This is a genomic window from Halegenticoccus soli, assembly GCF_002844195.1.
Classification (GTDB): Archaea; Halobacteriota; Halobacteria; order Halobacteriales; family Haloferacaceae; genus Halegenticoccus; species Halegenticoccus soli.
The window spans coordinates 353416-367159 of sequence record NZ_PEND01000003.1; the positions used below are offsets into that span (position 1 = coordinate 353416).

Consider the following 13744-nt stretch of genomic DNA (forward strand, 5'->3'; position numbering starts at 1 on the left):
GCAGTTCTGGAGGAAGAAGAACTAGTCCCGGCGCTGTCTCGGCGCTCCACACCTCACCGAAGACCCTCATATACCCCGTCACATACACCCGATCAGTTCGCGAACGATTGCTCATCGTAATTCGTATCCGAGCAGGGTGCTCACGCGTCACGAGCGAGTTCATGAGTTGAACGTCAAGAGAGATACTGTGCAAATCAGGGACCTCATTAATAGCCTCCATAGAAACATGCCGAAAACCAGTCTCTTCGTCAGTCATCGAATTATGTTCTCTTCCAGTGTACGAATAGAAGCGGATACCACGGCCCATATTTTAAGTCCCAGCTGAGTACTAGCGGCCTTGGTCCGATGTGCACACTCTCGCTTTGATGAAGACTGATCGACGCGGAGATGTAGTGGCTTGAGGGCAAGAGAACAAATAGACCTACGAGTTTGGATCTAATCTGACATCTGCGCATTTGGAACCAGTGTACCAGTCTCACGTCCTGTGAGGACGTTCACGCTGGGTTTACGATCACGAAGGAGTTGTGCGACCCCCCTTTCCTTTGCTTGATGAGGGCCGAGTGTGAGATCCATGGCGCACTGACGGCCTCAGATCCCACAGTTGGGTTGACACACCACGTTGACCACGAGGACCACAGGCGATCGGAGAGTAGAGATCTCAGACGCCTGTTTCTCCTCTAAGCGTCAGGAGCTCAAGCGATTAGAGGCACCTTTGCGGGGAATTCCCGCATATACGTTGTGTACCATTAGATGGTTCGTCCCATTGCCTGCGTGTACAAGCCACTTATCCGTCTCGCGTCCACCGCCATGAGGAAGTGAGACAGCATGATCACATCATCTCCTGAACTGATTGGTAATATACATAACAGTTATCAATGAGTGCAGAGAATATAGAGATGTAAACGGAAGTAGAGAGAAGTGATCTCTCTACTACACTTTCGTTCGTAAAACCGCGTTGGTGTTCCACCCCGTCTATAAACCGAGCCTCATGACCCAACGCGACCGTGACACGAATGAAGTGTTGAGAGAGTGTGAACAGTGCAACAAAGAAACAGTCCATAACGTATCTCTTCGGCTGGACTCAACGGCTGACGAATCGGAGGTGCTTTCAGAAAACACCAAGTACGCTAAAGCACCATCTCGGGAAGTTACATGTACTGTATGCGGAACCGTCACTCACGAAGGGCGCTTTCAACATGAAGAGTGAGCTGACGGAACGCTAGTGCATCAGGTTTTTCCGAGTGAACTAAGGGCTGTCTTGATCAGAAGTGACGTTGAGTGTATCATCGAGGATAGCTCTGACCGCGCGTCGAAGTCGTTCAGAGACGGCCTGGCCTGAAGTCCCGAGGTCGGCTGCAAGCTTTTGTTGACTGACTGCACAAGGGACGTTGAAATACCCACGGGTATAGGCGGTGACCAGTGCCTCGTATTGGCCGTCAGTGAGGCTCGCGGTGACGTCTTCACCGCCGTGCTCTGTATAGATCGCTCTAAAATCCGTCTGGACGCCGTGCTCGTGCAATTTTGTCGCGACGGTTGAGACGGCGTCTCTATCAACTGCGCGGAGCCAAAACTGCCAGCCGGCGGCTGTGACCGTCCCCCGTTCCAGAAGGGTATCGTGATCATAGAAAAGGATCTGAAAGAGCGAGCGCAGCTCCTCGTGTTCTGCTTCAACCCGATAGAGCCGAGACGAGCCCTCCGTCGTTACTGTGACAAGCTCCTGGATGAGAGAATCTTCGTCTGCCTGTACTTCAAAGCGCTCGAAGTCATCTCCCGAGGCCCAGACAAGGAGTCGTGTTTTCTTCTCAGCGATAAAGGGGAATTGTCCTGGCTCGATCTGTAGCTCCATGTCTGGGACCGCGGCAAGCGCCTCTTGGAGAAACGGAACCTGGAGGGTGAACTTTGCGGTGATCATGAGCTCTCAGCTCGGAGGAGCGGTGGACAGTCACATACGGTTCTGTGCGGCAGTTCTCTGTCTGCGGATGTCACAGTAGGGGAGTACAGACCGTCCACGGGGAAAATGCTCCTGGCGGAAGTCATTTCAGAAACCCATCTCGGCACAAAATATGAAGGCGCTCAGAATGACGCGGAGAGATGAGACGACGCCTGGGCCGCAGAGACACAGGTATTTTCCCAGAAAGGGAACATAGTTCCGTGAGTGAGGATCCCGTGCGGGACACCTGCGTGTGCGGAGAGACTGCTTCCTACAGGTGCTAAATTCCCTCGCGATCAGCCCTCTGAGGAGAGCGTTGTCCCGTCTCGGACCCGCGATCAAGAACACCCACCCAGCCCTCAGAAATAGTGACGACGATGGATCCGCTTGATCAAATCTCATAGAGAGACGACATTGTTCCTGAGAACACGGAATTGGCGCGACGGAGGGGCTGTAGATTAGACGGTAACCGAAATAGGAGATTCATGTTTATAATAAAAGAGCTAGTTAGTACACACCGGCGACCCGCAGGTGGTTGCAGACATCGCCACGGACAGCGACTTCGCTGCCTGGCGGGAAGCGACGCTCGAACGCGGCGCTCGGTCGCTGGTCTGCATCCCGCTCGCCTACGACGACACAGCGTATGGCGTGATGACCGTCTACGCCGACCGCCCTCAGTTGGACGAAGACGAGCAGAATCTGGACGTGCTCTCGGAGTTCGGCGACACGATCGCGCATACGCTCAACGCCAGAGAGACGAGAGCGACGCTGTAAACCGACAGCGTCGTCGAACTCACGCTCCAGTTTGAGGACGCCGACACACCGCTATGTCGCCCGGGAGACAGGATGTGCTATCGACCACCAGGGTTTCGTCCTCCGGTCGAAGGGGCATGCCGACATCTTCTTCATTGCTCGCGGAATCTCACCGGAGGATGTACGGGCCAGGAAGTCACCGAACTCTTAGGAATTTTCCAGCCCACATTCTCCGAGCATTTGCGGGCCGCTGAACGATCCATTTGCGACGTCATCTTTGATGAGATATCGCACGCGTAGGGTCAATTGGTGCTCTCATTCAAACGACCTGATCGTCACCCATTTAAAAACAAACTGAAGTATTGAAATCGGACTGAAAAGCGGTTTTACTATTTAAGGTAAATCTTTTCACTCACACGTTCTCTACGTGCCTCAGAGCAAGACAGGGGTGAAGACCAATAGTATCCTCACAGAATAGAACTCATGGCTTCGGGAGCACTCGACTGCGTGAGCTCGTTCTCAAACCAAACAGAGATCCACAGAGGCGGTGGCATATACGATGACACCAGGCGACGATGCTGAACCGGGTCGAACAGACAACACGTCCTCGGCCACTCTCGAAACGGACGGGGGCGGTGACCATCGACGACTGGATCGGATGTTCGACGCGCTCAGTCACCAGTATCGTCGCCGAGTTCTTTTTCCTCTGAATAACTACTCTCCTCGTGACAAGGCTGAGCTTTCCGTCGATGAATTCGTGGCCGAAGGTGATGATTTTGAACGACTCAAGGTGGCACTCTATCACACCCACCTTCCGAAACTCGCGAAGGCTGGATACATTGAGTGGGACAAAGACACCGGAACGGTTCGACGAGGCCCTAACTTCGAGGAGATTTCTCAGTACCTCTCGCAGGTGTACGACCACGAAGACGAAGACACCTCAACAACTTGAATGGCAGTGAATCCTTCAACTCACTTTGTCATACTGAGACCGTGCATCGTTACGTCCACCACTGACGTGAGAATGACATCTTCCTCGCCAGTTGCAGCGAGGGGTCCCATTTGTACGCTCAGAGTTGACTTGGCCATTTCACCCCCTACAAGTGTCTCTTTCTGGTTAACGTCTTGCCTGGGTGACGATCGAATAGCAGGAGAGTACCAGAAAGAGTCCGAAAATCACCTCCGTCCAGTGGACAACCGAGAGGGTCGCAAACGGTCCAACCTCAAAGTACGAGCCGACCACGCTTATGAGGCCTGCCCCACTTAGAAATGTATACACCCACCCCGGAACCACGCTCTCCGCTGGCCGATCCATTCGCTGGTGCTCTTTCTCTCTTTCAAGAACTTCCTCAGTGAGCTTGGACAAGTGCAGTTCACCGTCAGCGTCTGCAAGGGCACTGATGACTGCCCGCGACCGCTCATCGTCCAGGATCTCCGAAAGCGTCTCTCCCTGCGTGTCTGGTTCGTGTTCGGTCTTACGTACCGATTCACGCTGTCCGCTCATCTCAGGTCTCCAGCCCAAGCCAGTGGTTACCCTGTAACCGGTGGCTCATCCAGTGCCCGTGCCCGGTCAATTCTGAGCAACCGAGTCTTGTGTGTTGAATGTCCATAAGGTGCCTCTGATTGCCTACGCGATCATCACTTGGAGCTAGTACGTGCCCTCCCTAACACTCACTGCCCACGGAACCGGTAATACTCTACACTTCTCCAACTCATATCTTGCTAGTGCATGAATATTACACTTCTGGTATTAAATGTACCGTTCCTATTTGGACCCTGTCTCAATTTTGATCGCGGAAATAGTTACTCGTTCAGTAGGTATCGAATCGAGAGCTATCCCTCGATATCGAAAGCTCGAGTCCGGTTTGTGAGCAAGAAGTAAGGAAATGTCGTGACTCGTTCTCTTCGTCGCTGGCCTGTTCGAAATCGCCTAGGCGATTGGTTTAGAGTATTCTGACGGCCTCTCAGAACCGGTCCCGACGGTGGGAACAGTCGTGGCGCTTACCATCGGTATGGTGTTGCTCGCGAAAGCGATCCAGGATTTGCCGATCGGGACCGCGTATGCTGTGTGGACGGGGACCGGCGCCGTCCGAACCGCTTCGCTTGGTATCATCGTATTCGACGAACCGGCGACGAGCGCTCGCCTCCTGTTTATCTCCGTGATCATCTTTGGAATCGTCGGCCTCCACCTCGTCTCTGGAGAGCACTGACAACACCTCACCGAACGGTGTCTGGCGTGGTCACCAGTCGTACTCCTGGTGGATCTGGCGGCCTTCCTCGTTCAACAGCGGCCCGACCACGTCGCTGACGCCAGCAAGGATTTCTGCGGACCGGACTGCTAGCTCGTTCCCAGTGAACGCCGCGATTTCATCACTTTCGACACTGTAGACGACGCGCCCGAACCTACCTGTCGCCATTCCCCCAGCACACATTGGACAGGGTTCAGTGCTCGTATACATCACTATCTCAACGCGTTCATCGGCGTCATACTCTCGACACGCACGGTACGCAAGATGGAGTTCGGGATGACGCCGGATATCAGTCTCTGTTCGCACACGATTTGACTCGGTCATGATGATAGTATCGTCGTGGACGAGAACGGATCCAAGCGGCTCGTCGCCGCGGGCCGCAGCCTCGCGCGCGAGCTCGAAGGCCTCATGCATGTGCGACTCGTGCGAAAAATCATCGAACTGTGGAGTGGTCATGGCTGTATAGAGGAGGTATGAGGAAGTAGGAGTTAATAGCGGGTGTCGATTGCCTTCACGGTGCGATCTGCGAGTTGAGAGAATCCGACTGTGTCTGGGATTACGTCCACCATGATACCCTGTTCCCGAATCGCACGAACCGTCGGCATCCCATGGCCCCGATAATTGTCCCCGCTACTCCCCGCTGGAGTGCGGAGACACCGTCTTGCTCGGCCGCGATCTCGCAGAAGTGGTCCACTGTCCTCGGTGACGTGAACAGTATCCCATCGAGTTGACCATCCGTTGCGAGGGTGACTGGCCTGCAGCAGTCGTCGGGCAATCTAATCGATACAGCTGCGTCTCATGGACATCCGCACCGGCGGCCTCCAGTCCTTGGTTGACTTCCTCCTCCGCGTTCACGCGGAGGAATCCCACGGCACCGCACCGCTGGAGTGGGATATTACGGTTTGCAGTCTACCACCCGTTCCTGTGGTGAGAATCCACAGGTGAGGTCATGAAGGTAGACTGAAGGCTGAGCCAACCAGCCGGTACTCCTATCCCCGGACAACTGCCCGGAAGACTCGGAGTTACTTTGGGACAAGTCCAGACGGATGTTCTTCGCCCCATTCACGTCAGTGTTGAACGCCGCATCACACTCTTTACAGACGTACAACCCGCGTTCAACACGCTGACCATCGTCTTCTCTACCGCACACCGAACACGTTTTGCTCGTATCGTACTCGGACACTTCTCCGACTTCGATGCCTGCAATCTTCGCTTTGTATTCGAGGATGTTTGAGAATCGGTCGACGCCCACCCATGCAGGTCAAGGTTTCCGTGCTTACCTCGGTTTTTCGACTCACCGTTCTCGTCTTCACGGACATCAGCGAGCGTCCCGAGTTAATACGGCCTACGCCTCGTTCAGATGCCCCTGGAGTACAGAGACGCGTTCGACGAGTTCCTCACGACCTCGGTAAGCGTGTGAGTTCTTACCCCAGTGACGTATATTCAACGACCCACACCTCATTCTTCCAGTTCTTCAGAAACTGGCGTCTCTGGAGTGATCTCCAACATCCGCATGAGAAGCGCCTGAACGCCACGGCGCATCCGCTCAGAAACAGCTTGCCCCGAAATCCCAAGTGTCTGTGCGAGTTCAGCCTGACTGATCTTGCGCGGAATCTCGAAGTACCCTTCCTTGAGGGCGGTAGTGAGAAGATCGTATTGCGCTTGGGTAAGTACCTCGTCAGTAGAATCGGTGAGATCGACCGAGTAGGCCAACTTCACCACGGTAATGTGAATACCGTTAGCACGACAGTGAGTATGAAACTCACTTGCGTCAGTATCGTCCGGAAAGAGGACTCGAAACGTCCAGTGACTATTTTCACTGTAGGCAGACAGAAGAATTGCCTCAACGTCAACGAGCGTCTGAATGAGCCCATGCGAGAGTCCCTCCCACTCAACAAGATACAGTGACTTTTGATTTTGACTCCCTAAAAATTTGATATCATCTACGTGTGGATGCTTTGGAATTTCCTCATCGAAGCGCTCTCTATCCGGGCCAGAGACCCATAGTAAAGGGAAGGTGTGCCCCCCAAGTGGGATAATTCGCTCAATTTCGAAGGTAAGGTGGAGGTTCTCTTCAAGTGCTCGTCCGAACGGAAAGTCGTCAGTAACGACGTCGAACGTGAGAATTGCGCTCACATCCCTACGGTGGTACTGTGGCTATTTGTATGTATTTTATATACAACAAGTCTGTCAACGTATTGGTCAAATCATTAACTGAGACTGGTTACCGGAATATCATTAACGCGCCACCAAATCACCCTCCTCCCTCATCTGTTCTCTCATCTTGAGTAGCCCTGCTCTCGTCGGCAGACTTCGGACCGCTCTGTCAGCGGCAATGTTCTTCCACGGAGGCGGTATCCATGACTACGACTAAGCATACGAGATGGAAAGGATTGCTGACACGGCCGTCGGCGGTGACCTCGTCCACGAATAGGGGATTACGGTACGCGAAGAAACGGTGCAGGAAGCACACGATGCAGAGGAGATCGTCTAGTTGTGGGTTTGCCCAACGCTATCCTTCCTACATCGATCAACGGTGGGTTTGGGATCCCAGTAGTAGTGCGAGTTCAAAGACTCTCTAAGCAATCGCTGATCCAAACTGACGTCTCAAGTCGCTCCATCGAGGTTACTCTCCAGACTCACGCGCACCCATCGCCTGGGTGACATGCGTGAGCGTAACCAAGCCAAGTCCGCCGACGAAATTGCCAATTGTCACAACTGTAATCATCACCGCGAGTGTGCCAAAGCCGACATTCGCCCCGAACAGGATACCGAAGAAGACGTGCAACGCGGTGACGACGACGTGATTAAACGGTCCGAGGGCGAGGAGAAACCCCACAACGTACGCTAGGGTGGCTCGGGTCCGGACGCTGTTGACAGCCACAAGAAGGAATGACAGCAGACTCACGAGTGCACCTCCTGCGATTGCGCTCGCAAACCACGCTCTAGCTCCTTGGCGTGCGGTTTCTTCTGCGAACGCAGTCAATACTTCTCCCGTTCCTGGAGGAAGTGCGCCGTGGACAGTGAAGGTAAGCGCGAAGAGGCCCCCACCGAGTAAATTGAACACGAGCGTAATGACCCAGAGACGAAAGAGTGAGGAAAGCATCCACGATCCAGAGCGGTCGGCTGCCGCCGCGACCGGGTCGAAGAAATTTTCGTTGAATAATTCCGTCCGCCCCACGACGAGGAACACAAGGCCAGCCCCAAAGGCAAGTGCCCCCGTGATTTTGGCTATCTCGCCGAAGTGTGGCTGAACAATCGCTTCAACAATGCCGAGTGCGACGATGCCAAAGACGATCGTGAATCCGGCGATGAAGCTGGTTGAGACCAATTCAAGCAGCGACTGATCGAGTCGGCGCGTACCTTCCTCGACGGCTCGATTAAATATCTCACCCGGACGAGGAGTAGGAGTCTCAGTCACATCGTGAGTACTGGTTTAACACGCAAAAACCCACGGTTGAGAATGACGGTCTTGTCTCGAGTGATGAACCGTTCCTCACCGTTACCGCCACGTCTCGTAACTCTCTAGAAATATGATATAGGTAGTAAATCCATAGCCAAAGGGCAACTAATCCCAGCTGCTTAGGTTCTCACCGTCAGCTCTTACTCCGTTCGCCTGGAGTTCGTCGACGCTGGTGTAATCCGTCGTAAGTTTAGCTTGGAATGATGATAACAGGTGACAGGAGAAAATGGTTTGCACACGAATCTACTACCAGAGATATGCTGACTCGGTGGACGAACTGGACACACGTGACGAAGGTTGATCCCGACAAATCACTCCCTGACGGCAACATCTACGCGGCGATCGCTGACACGGGCACGGATACACTCATCATCGGCGGCACCACAACCGTCACTGAACACCACGTCCGGTCGCTTCTCGGCGACCTCTCTCAGTGATTAGCGGACGTCTGTATACGCTTCAACGTCACAAGTTTCCTCCCTACTGAAATCTGCGTGCTGAATACAGCGCGCGTGTCTCGTATTGGATCAATTCACATTCTTCCACGTGTTTTCTCTCTACTGGTCACGCGGGTCGCCGATCGCGTCTTTGATGATTTCACCTTCAGCCCGATGAAGAACGCCGCTAATCACTGACTTATTCACCCCAAGTTCGTCGGCAAGACCAGTCAACGAACACCCTCGTGGATTATCGTAGTATCCCCGTTTGATAGCGACTGTGAGGATTTCTCGTTGACGAGCGGTGAGCGAATCGAGAACGTTGTATCCCTCGGTGATAGAGAGAATCTCGTACTTGACGTTTCGTTCGTCGAGTGACTCCCACAGGGCCGCCATCTTTGACTCCGGCATCACGAACTCGATGAAGAGATACCCGTCACGGGCGACGACTGGAGTCGTCGGGTGGTACTCGATATCTTCGGAAACGAAATATCCCTCCGGTGGCTCCCCTTCAAAGGTTACGACGATCGTATCTTCATCGCTGTGTAGGATCTCGATAGTATCTGCTTCCCAATGCGCCAGTGCTTCGTGAATGAAGCGGTCCGGATCATCCGTCCGAATTTCCAAGACGCTACAGACGCCCTTATCAGTCGGATAATTCGCTAAAAACCGGATAACAGTCTCCGGAAATGCCTCGGCAACGGCTTCCATATCCGGCATCGGGCCGACCTTGAGGCGAACTCGTGGCATGAGTTTCCTTGGCTTCGTGGGATAATGGGGATAGAGGTAAACATGTTCACCTACGTTTCCTGTGGTTAAACCCCGGAAGTTCCTCCATGGAACGGAGGGAATTCCAGTGGCTCACTCCGCAGGGCAACATGTTCACGAGAATTTTCAATCAGGTCTCCGCGAAGCCTTCTAATGTGACGCATTCAGCCCAAGTAGAGAAGACAGACCAAATTACTACAATCCCATCACGAGTTCGATGGGCTACGTACTGCTACCTCGGAGCATCTCTTCTCCTTACAGCCAGTGTTCTCATTCAAGTATACATTGCCGGTCTGGCTGTGTTTGTGGATCCAGCTCGGTGGAGCACCCACGTTTCGTTCGGCAATATTCTGCCGGTATTCCTACTGATACTGTTCGTACTTGCGTTCATCGGACGTCTACCGCGGATTCACAAGGGACTTCCAGTTGTGATTTTCCTCTTATTCTTCGTGCAATTCAGTACCGCCCATCGGTTTGGGTCGCTCGTCGGGGCAATTCACCCCGTTAATGCAGTTGTGATATTCTGGCTGTCAACGGTTACTGTCCAGCGCGCATGGGCGGAAGTCACGGCTGAAGGAGGCTCCACAGGAGATCACACATCATAAACGAGGATCTCAAGGACCAATCTGACAGGGAACTCGAACAGTGGGGATCTAATCCCTGGTGTCAGTTCTTCGAGACTCAAACCACCGGCCAGTCTGCAGACCATCAGCAACTCAACACTCGACATGACTGAAGAGTTCATAAATTACTCTCGACGCACCGTATTTCGAATACTGGGAGCGACAGCAGTCTCCACAGCCTTAGCAGGGTGCCTTGGCGACTCCGGGGAGGAGACCGACACGACGAGGACTCCTGATGGGAGGTACGTCGATTCTGCTCCCGACTACGATGGCTGGTTCGATGACGTTAGCAACTACAGTGGAACCGTGGACAGAAGGGGACAGGACGAGGTAATCGTACGTGTTGGTGCGAGGGAGCAAGGAATGGCCTTTGCCCCTCCAGCAGTGATGGTCTCCCTAGGCACGACCGTCGTCTGGGAATGGACCGGTAATGGAGGCACCCACAACGTCGTTGCACAGAATAGCGAATTCGAGTCAGAGTATTCATCCTCGGACGGGTATACGTTTGAATACACGTTCGACGGTGAGGGTGTCTACAAGTACGTTTGTGAACCGCACCGTTCGACGGGAATGAAGGGAGCGGTCACCGTCGAGTCGCAAGGGGGAGGTGTGTAAAGCGCCGTTGTCACCTCACGACGGAGTCACCCACCTCTTCTCGACGCTCATTACATGCTCTCGACTCTGTGAGATCCTCAGTAGATGATACGAACGGCGTGCTGAATACAGAGTATGTATTCAGCAGACCTTGCGCTACGGTAACGGCTAACTCGATTCGTGCGGTAGGGAACGTAAGACATGGTGCCAGTTAACGACTTCCGAGAAACGCTTCGAGGCACCCTAATCCTGCCCCACGACAAGGGCTACCACGAGGCCCGTGCGGTCTGGAACGGGACGATCGACCGCCATCCTGCGGTCATCACCAAGTGTGCAGGCACCTCGGACGTGATCACGGCTGTGAACTTCGCACGGGAGCACGGCCTCGAAATCGCGGTACGCGGCGGCGGCCACAACGTCGCCGGCACCGCCGTCTGCGACGACGGGATCGTCATCGATCTCTCAGCGATGCGAGCCGTATGGGTCGACCCTCGCGCGCGGACCGCCCGGGTACAGGGCGGTGCCCTGTGGAGCGATGTCGACCACGAGACCCAGGCCCACGGCTTGGCAACCACGGGCGGCATCGTCAGCCACACCGGTGTCGCCGGACTCACACTCGGCGGGGGGATCGGCTGGCTGATGCGCAAGCACGGCCTTACCGCCGACAACTTGCTCTCCGCCGATGTGGTGACCGCCGATGGTAAGTTCATCCGAGCCTCGGACGACGAGCACTCGGACCTGTTCTGGGCGCTCCGAGGCGGCGGCGGAAACTTCGGAATCGTGACTTCCTTCGAGTTCGCCCTCCACCCTGTCGGTCCCACTGTACTTGCCGGCCCCGTGTTCTGGGCGGCGGACGACACCGCCGACGTGCTACGCTTCTATCGCGACTTCGCGCGGGATGCTCCCGACGAGCTTGGCACCGTCATCAGGTTCGGGACTATTCCTCCCCTCCCAGCCGTCCCCGAGGAACTTCACTGGCGACCCGCCATGGCCATCAACACCTGCTACACCGGCCCGGTCGACGAGGGTGAACACGTCCTCCGACCATTGCGTGAGCACGGCACACCGCTTCTCGACCTGGTCTCCCCCACACCCTATCTGGCGCACCAGGGCGGGCTCGACAGCACCGTCCCCCATGGATGGCACTACTACTGGAAGTCGACCAATCTGCCGGAACTGTCCGACGACCTGATCGACGTGTTCGTCGACCACGCCTACTCGGCAGAGTCACCCCGCTCGTACTCGGTGATATTCCACCTCGGCGGTGCGGTGAGGCGCGTCCCGGACGACGCCACTTCCTACGCCGGTCGCCACGCGTCGCACAATATCAACATCAACGGCGTATGGCGTCCCGACGAAGATTTCGCTGAGTCGGACACCGAGTGGACTCGTGAGTTCTTCGACGCGCTCGAACCTCATCGAGAGGGAGTCTACGTGAATTTCCTCGACGCCGATGACGGCACCCAACGGGTCCGCGAATCCTACAGTGAGGACACCTACTGGCGTCTCGCCGAGATCAAGACCGAATACGATCCCGAGAACGTGTTCCACCTCAATCAGAACATTGAGCCGACCGTCTGAGACGTTTTCCCTCGACATTCCTTCGAAGTAGCGGTTGATCCGGCAAAGCGTGATGAATACGTGCTGTGTATTCAGCAGCAGCTCGACGAACTACCGGATTTCAGTCAGAAACTGCGTGCGAGATACAGAGGGTAAATGCAGCAGGTCGGTAGCGACAGACGAGAGAGTCATCTTTTCGAGCGAGATTCTGGTTCGGTCAGTCCTGCGGACGCCGGGTCAGGCGATAGAGCGTCACCGCGTGAAGCACGATCCACCCTGTCAGGAGGAGAAGGAACTGTCGCTGGGCCACGCCCACCCACCACGTGTCCAGCCCAACCCGAAAGACCGCGAGTGACGCAAACAGGACAATGGCGAGCCCGACACTCGTGAATCGGTACCGATACTCCGGCCACCGCTCGCTCCGCTCGAATTCCCACGACGCGAGCGACATGCCGATCAGTGCAGCAACGAATGCCACGCCTGAGACGAGTTGGTGTATCTGCGCTGTCGTCGAGTGTGGGTTCGCTACGTCGTCCTGAAATACCCCCGCACCCACGATGCCTGCGCCGAATACCCCAATCAAGACGATCCCGAGCCACAGTCGCCGCCCCTCGCGTGACCAGCGATCGAGGCCGAACGCGAACGCGAGGATGCTCCCACCAAACATGACGAAGTTTGCCCGCTGGACGATGGCGTAGGGCGCATTGATAGCACCGAGTGTGCTGATGTAGTCAGAGACGACGCTATAGCCTGGTGTGACGACTCCCAACACGACAACGACCACCCAGAACAGCACCGATCCGGCGATACCTGCGATAGAAAGCATTCGGAGAGTTGACTCATCCCTCACCGGACTGTGGACTGATTGCTCGGTCCCACCGGTCATTCCCGTGAGAGTCTACGCATCATTGCTCTGTTTCCTTCTCCACCCGACTGTACCGGTTCCCCTGACAAACACACCCTTGAGGCTGGGCAATACGCGCACGCTGTTCACCCTTCAAAGGCCTCGTCGATCGCCCTGACGAACTCCTCGGTGTCTTGTGAGCCGATAAGAATTGTGCGCCCGTTTGTTCGTTCGATCCATATGCCTCGATTGCCGCTGACATTGTATGCGAGTTTCCCGGGTACCCAGCGGATTCCCCAGCCCCCGAACTCACGAAGTGGCCGGTACCGTCTGGGCTCGTATCGCCCGATCTCTGCCCACGAAATCCGACGGAATGACCGGTGAAGTGGCCACATTTTGAGGTAGATGCCGTCGGCTCTGACCTCGGTCTGGAGCCGAAGACTGTAGAGGAGTACGGCAATGGGACCAACGATGATGAGCCCTCCCCACGAGATCGGCCCCAACACGAGCATGAGAAGCGTGG

17 protein-coding genes and 1 pseudogene are annotated in these 13744 nt (G+C 55.2%); 9 read left to right on the forward strand and 9 right to left on the reverse strand.

Annotated elements, in window-relative coordinates; all coding sequences use genetic code 11:
- Positions 1 to 988: 988 nt before the first annotated feature.
- Positions 989 to 1207, forward strand: coding sequence for a DUF7835 family putative zinc beta-ribbon protein (locus CNO20_RS24505; RefSeq protein WP_449405043.1), 219 nt, complete (start codon positions 989 to 991; stop codon positions 1205 to 1207).
- Between the two features lie 39 nt (positions 1208 to 1246).
- On the opposite strand, the gene CNO20_RS10240 is transcribed toward CNO20_RS24505, so the two are convergent.
- Positions 1247 to 1912 (reverse strand): helix-turn-helix domain-containing protein, encoded by a 666-nt coding sequence (locus tag CNO20_RS10240; protein WP_101296031.1) that lies wholly within the window; start codon positions 1910 to 1912, stop codon positions 1247 to 1249.
- A gap of 549 nt (positions 1913 to 2461) precedes the next feature.
- Between CNO20_RS10240 and CNO20_RS10245 the strand changes: the two genes are divergently transcribed.
- From CNO20_RS10245 to CNO20_RS22580, 3 genes are all read left to right on the forward strand, one after another.
- Positions 2462 to 2704: a GAF domain-containing protein gene (locus CNO20_RS10245; protein ID WP_101296032.1), complete on the forward strand. Its 243-nt coding sequence runs from the start codon at positions 2462 to 2464 to the stop codon at positions 2702 to 2704.
- A gap of 72 nt (positions 2705 to 2776) precedes the next feature.
- Positions 2777 to 2983, forward strand: coding sequence for a helix-turn-helix domain-containing protein (locus tag CNO20_RS24310; RefSeq protein ID WP_143423183.1), 207 nt, complete (start codon positions 2777 to 2779; stop codon positions 2981 to 2983).
- Positions 2984 to 3341: 358 nt separating this feature from the next.
- Entirely contained in the window at positions 3342 to 3635 is a 294-nt protein-coding gene (locus CNO20_RS22580; protein WP_143423184.1) for a DUF7344 domain-containing protein, read from the forward strand.
- A gap of 165 nt (positions 3636 to 3800) precedes the next feature.
- Here the strand turns inward: CNO20_RS22580 and CNO20_RS10250 are convergent, their stop codons facing one another.
- Positions 3801 to 4187, reverse strand: a complete 387-nt coding sequence (locus tag CNO20_RS10250; protein ID WP_101296033.1) for a hypothetical protein — start codon at positions 4185 to 4187, stop codon at positions 3801 to 3803.
- A gap of 433 nt (positions 4188 to 4620) precedes the next feature.
- On the opposite strand from CNO20_RS10250, the gene CNO20_RS10255 reads away from it, so the two are divergent.
- The gene (locus CNO20_RS10255; protein WP_269844137.1) at positions 4621 to 4893 is read left to right on the forward strand and encodes a DMT family transporter; all 273 of its coding nucleotides are present in this window, start codon (positions 4621 to 4623) and stop codon (positions 4891 to 4893) included.
- 30 nt (positions 4894 to 4923) lie between these two features.
- Here the strand turns inward: CNO20_RS10255 and CNO20_RS10260 are convergent, their stop codons facing one another.
- The 4 genes and pseudogenes from CNO20_RS10260 to CNO20_RS10275 form a co-directional block, all read right to left on the reverse strand.
- Positions 4924 to 5388: a nucleoside deaminase gene (locus CNO20_RS10260; protein WP_101296034.1), complete on the reverse strand. Its 465-nt coding sequence runs from the start codon at positions 5386 to 5388 to the stop codon at positions 4924 to 4926.
- A gap of 439 nt (positions 5389 to 5827) precedes the next feature.
- A pseudogene (locus CNO20_RS10265) lies at positions 5828 to 6290 on the reverse strand (zinc ribbon domain-containing protein); the annotation flags it as partial.
- 100 nt (positions 6291 to 6390) lie between these two features.
- Positions 6391 to 7068, reverse strand: a complete 678-nt coding sequence (locus CNO20_RS10270; protein WP_101296035.1) for a helix-turn-helix domain-containing protein — start codon at positions 7066 to 7068, stop codon at positions 6391 to 6393.
- Positions 7069 to 7558: 490 nt separating this feature from the next.
- Complete coding sequence (locus CNO20_RS10275; RefSeq protein ID WP_101296036.1) at positions 7559 to 8353, reverse strand: formate/nitrite transporter family protein; 795 nt, start codon at positions 8351 to 8353, stop codon at positions 7559 to 7561.
- Between the two features lie 299 nt (positions 8354 to 8652).
- Here CNO20_RS10275 and CNO20_RS10280 point away from each other — a divergent pair, with 299 nt between their 5' ends.
- Positions 8653 to 8832 carry a geranylgeranylglyceryl/heptaprenylglyceryl phosphate synthase gene (locus tag CNO20_RS10280; RefSeq protein WP_101296037.1) on the forward strand — a complete coding sequence of 60 codons (180 nt, stop codon included), beginning with the start codon at positions 8653 to 8655 and terminating at the stop codon, positions 8830 to 8832.
- A gap of 120 nt (positions 8833 to 8952) precedes the next feature.
- Here the strand turns inward: CNO20_RS10280 and CNO20_RS10285 are convergent, their stop codons facing one another.
- Complete coding sequence (locus CNO20_RS10285; RefSeq protein WP_101296038.1) at positions 8953 to 9582, reverse strand: helix-turn-helix domain-containing protein; 630 nt, start codon at positions 9580 to 9582, stop codon at positions 8953 to 8955.
- A gap of 128 nt (positions 9583 to 9710) precedes the next feature.
- Here CNO20_RS10285 and CNO20_RS24315 point away from each other — a divergent pair, with 128 nt between their 5' ends.
- The 3 genes from CNO20_RS24315 (at position 9711) to CNO20_RS10295 (ending at position 12398) form a co-directional block, all read left to right on the forward strand.
- Positions 9711 to 10205, forward strand: a complete 495-nt coding sequence (locus CNO20_RS24315) for a DUF6220 domain-containing protein (protein ID WP_394337258.1) — start codon at positions 9711 to 9713, stop codon at positions 10203 to 10205.
- Between the two features lie 123 nt (positions 10206 to 10328).
- Positions 10329 to 10838, forward strand: coding sequence for a halocyanin domain-containing protein (locus tag CNO20_RS10290; RefSeq protein ID WP_101296039.1), 510 nt, complete (start codon positions 10329 to 10331; stop codon positions 10836 to 10838).
- Positions 10839 to 11018: 180 nt separating this feature from the next.
- Positions 11019 to 12398: an FAD-binding oxidoreductase gene (locus CNO20_RS10295; protein ID WP_101296040.1), complete on the forward strand. Its 1380-nt coding sequence runs from the start codon at positions 11019 to 11021 to the stop codon at positions 12396 to 12398.
- Between the two features lie 196 nt (positions 12399 to 12594).
- Here CNO20_RS10295 and CNO20_RS10300 read toward each other — a convergent pair whose 3' ends face one another.
- Together CNO20_RS10300 and CNO20_RS10305 are read right to left on the reverse strand one after the other, a co-directional pair.
- Positions 12595 to 13203, reverse strand: a complete 609-nt coding sequence (locus CNO20_RS10300; RefSeq protein ID WP_158237389.1) for a DUF998 domain-containing protein — start codon at positions 13201 to 13203, stop codon at positions 12595 to 12597.
- A 164-nt stretch (positions 13204 to 13367) separates the two neighbouring features.
- A complete protein-coding gene (locus CNO20_RS10305; RefSeq protein WP_233204101.1) occupies positions 13368 to 13733 on the reverse strand; it encodes a hypothetical protein in 366 nt (121 codons plus the stop codon).
- Positions 13734 to 13744: the final 11 nt, after the last annotated feature.

Coding starts and splice junctions, on each gene's coding strand:
- CNO20_RS24505 (WP_449405043.1), top strand. CDS start 989: ATGACCCAACGCGACCGTGACACGAATGAAGTGTTGAGAGAGTGTGAA.
- CNO20_RS10240 (WP_101296031.1), bottom strand. CDS start 1,912: ATGATCACCGCAAAGTTCACCCTCCAGGTTCCGTTTCTCCAAGAGGCG.
- CNO20_RS24310 (WP_143423183.1), top strand. CDS start 2,777: ATGTGCTATCGACCACCAGGGTTTCGTCCTCCGGTCGAAGGGGCATGC.
- CNO20_RS22580 (WP_143423184.1), top strand. CDS start 3,342: ATGTTCGACGCGCTCAGTCACCAGTATCGTCGCCGAGTTCTTTTTCCT.
- CNO20_RS10250 (WP_101296033.1), bottom strand. CDS start 4,187: ATGAGCGGACAGCGTGAATCGGTACGTAAGACCGAACACGAACCAGAC.
- CNO20_RS10260 (WP_101296034.1), bottom strand. CDS start 5,388: ATGACCACTCCACAGTTCGATGATTTTTCGCACGAGTCGCACATGCAT.
- CNO20_RS10280 (WP_101296037.1), top strand. CDS start 8,653: ATGCTGACTCGGTGGACGAACTGGACACACGTGACGAAGGTTGATCCC.
- CNO20_RS10285 (WP_101296038.1), bottom strand. CDS start 9,582: ATGCCACGAGTTCGCCTCAAGGTCGGCCCGATGCCGGATATGGAAGCC.
- CNO20_RS24315 (WP_394337258.1), top strand. CDS start 9,711: ATGTTCACGAGAATTTTCAATCAGGTCTCCGCGAAGCCTTCTAATGTG.
- CNO20_RS10290 (WP_101296039.1), top strand. CDS start 10,329: ATGACTGAAGAGTTCATAAATTACTCTCGACGCACCGTATTTCGAATA.
- CNO20_RS10295 (WP_101296040.1), top strand. CDS start 11,019: ATGGTGCCAGTTAACGACTTCCGAGAAACGCTTCGAGGCACCCTAATC.
- CNO20_RS10300 (WP_158237389.1), bottom strand. CDS start 13,203: ATGCTTTCTATCGCAGGTATCGCCGGATCGGTGCTGTTCTGGGTGGTC.
- CNO20_RS10305 (WP_233204101.1), bottom strand. CDS start 13,733: ATGCTCGTGTTGGGGCCGATCTCGTGGGGAGGGCTCATCATCGTTGGT.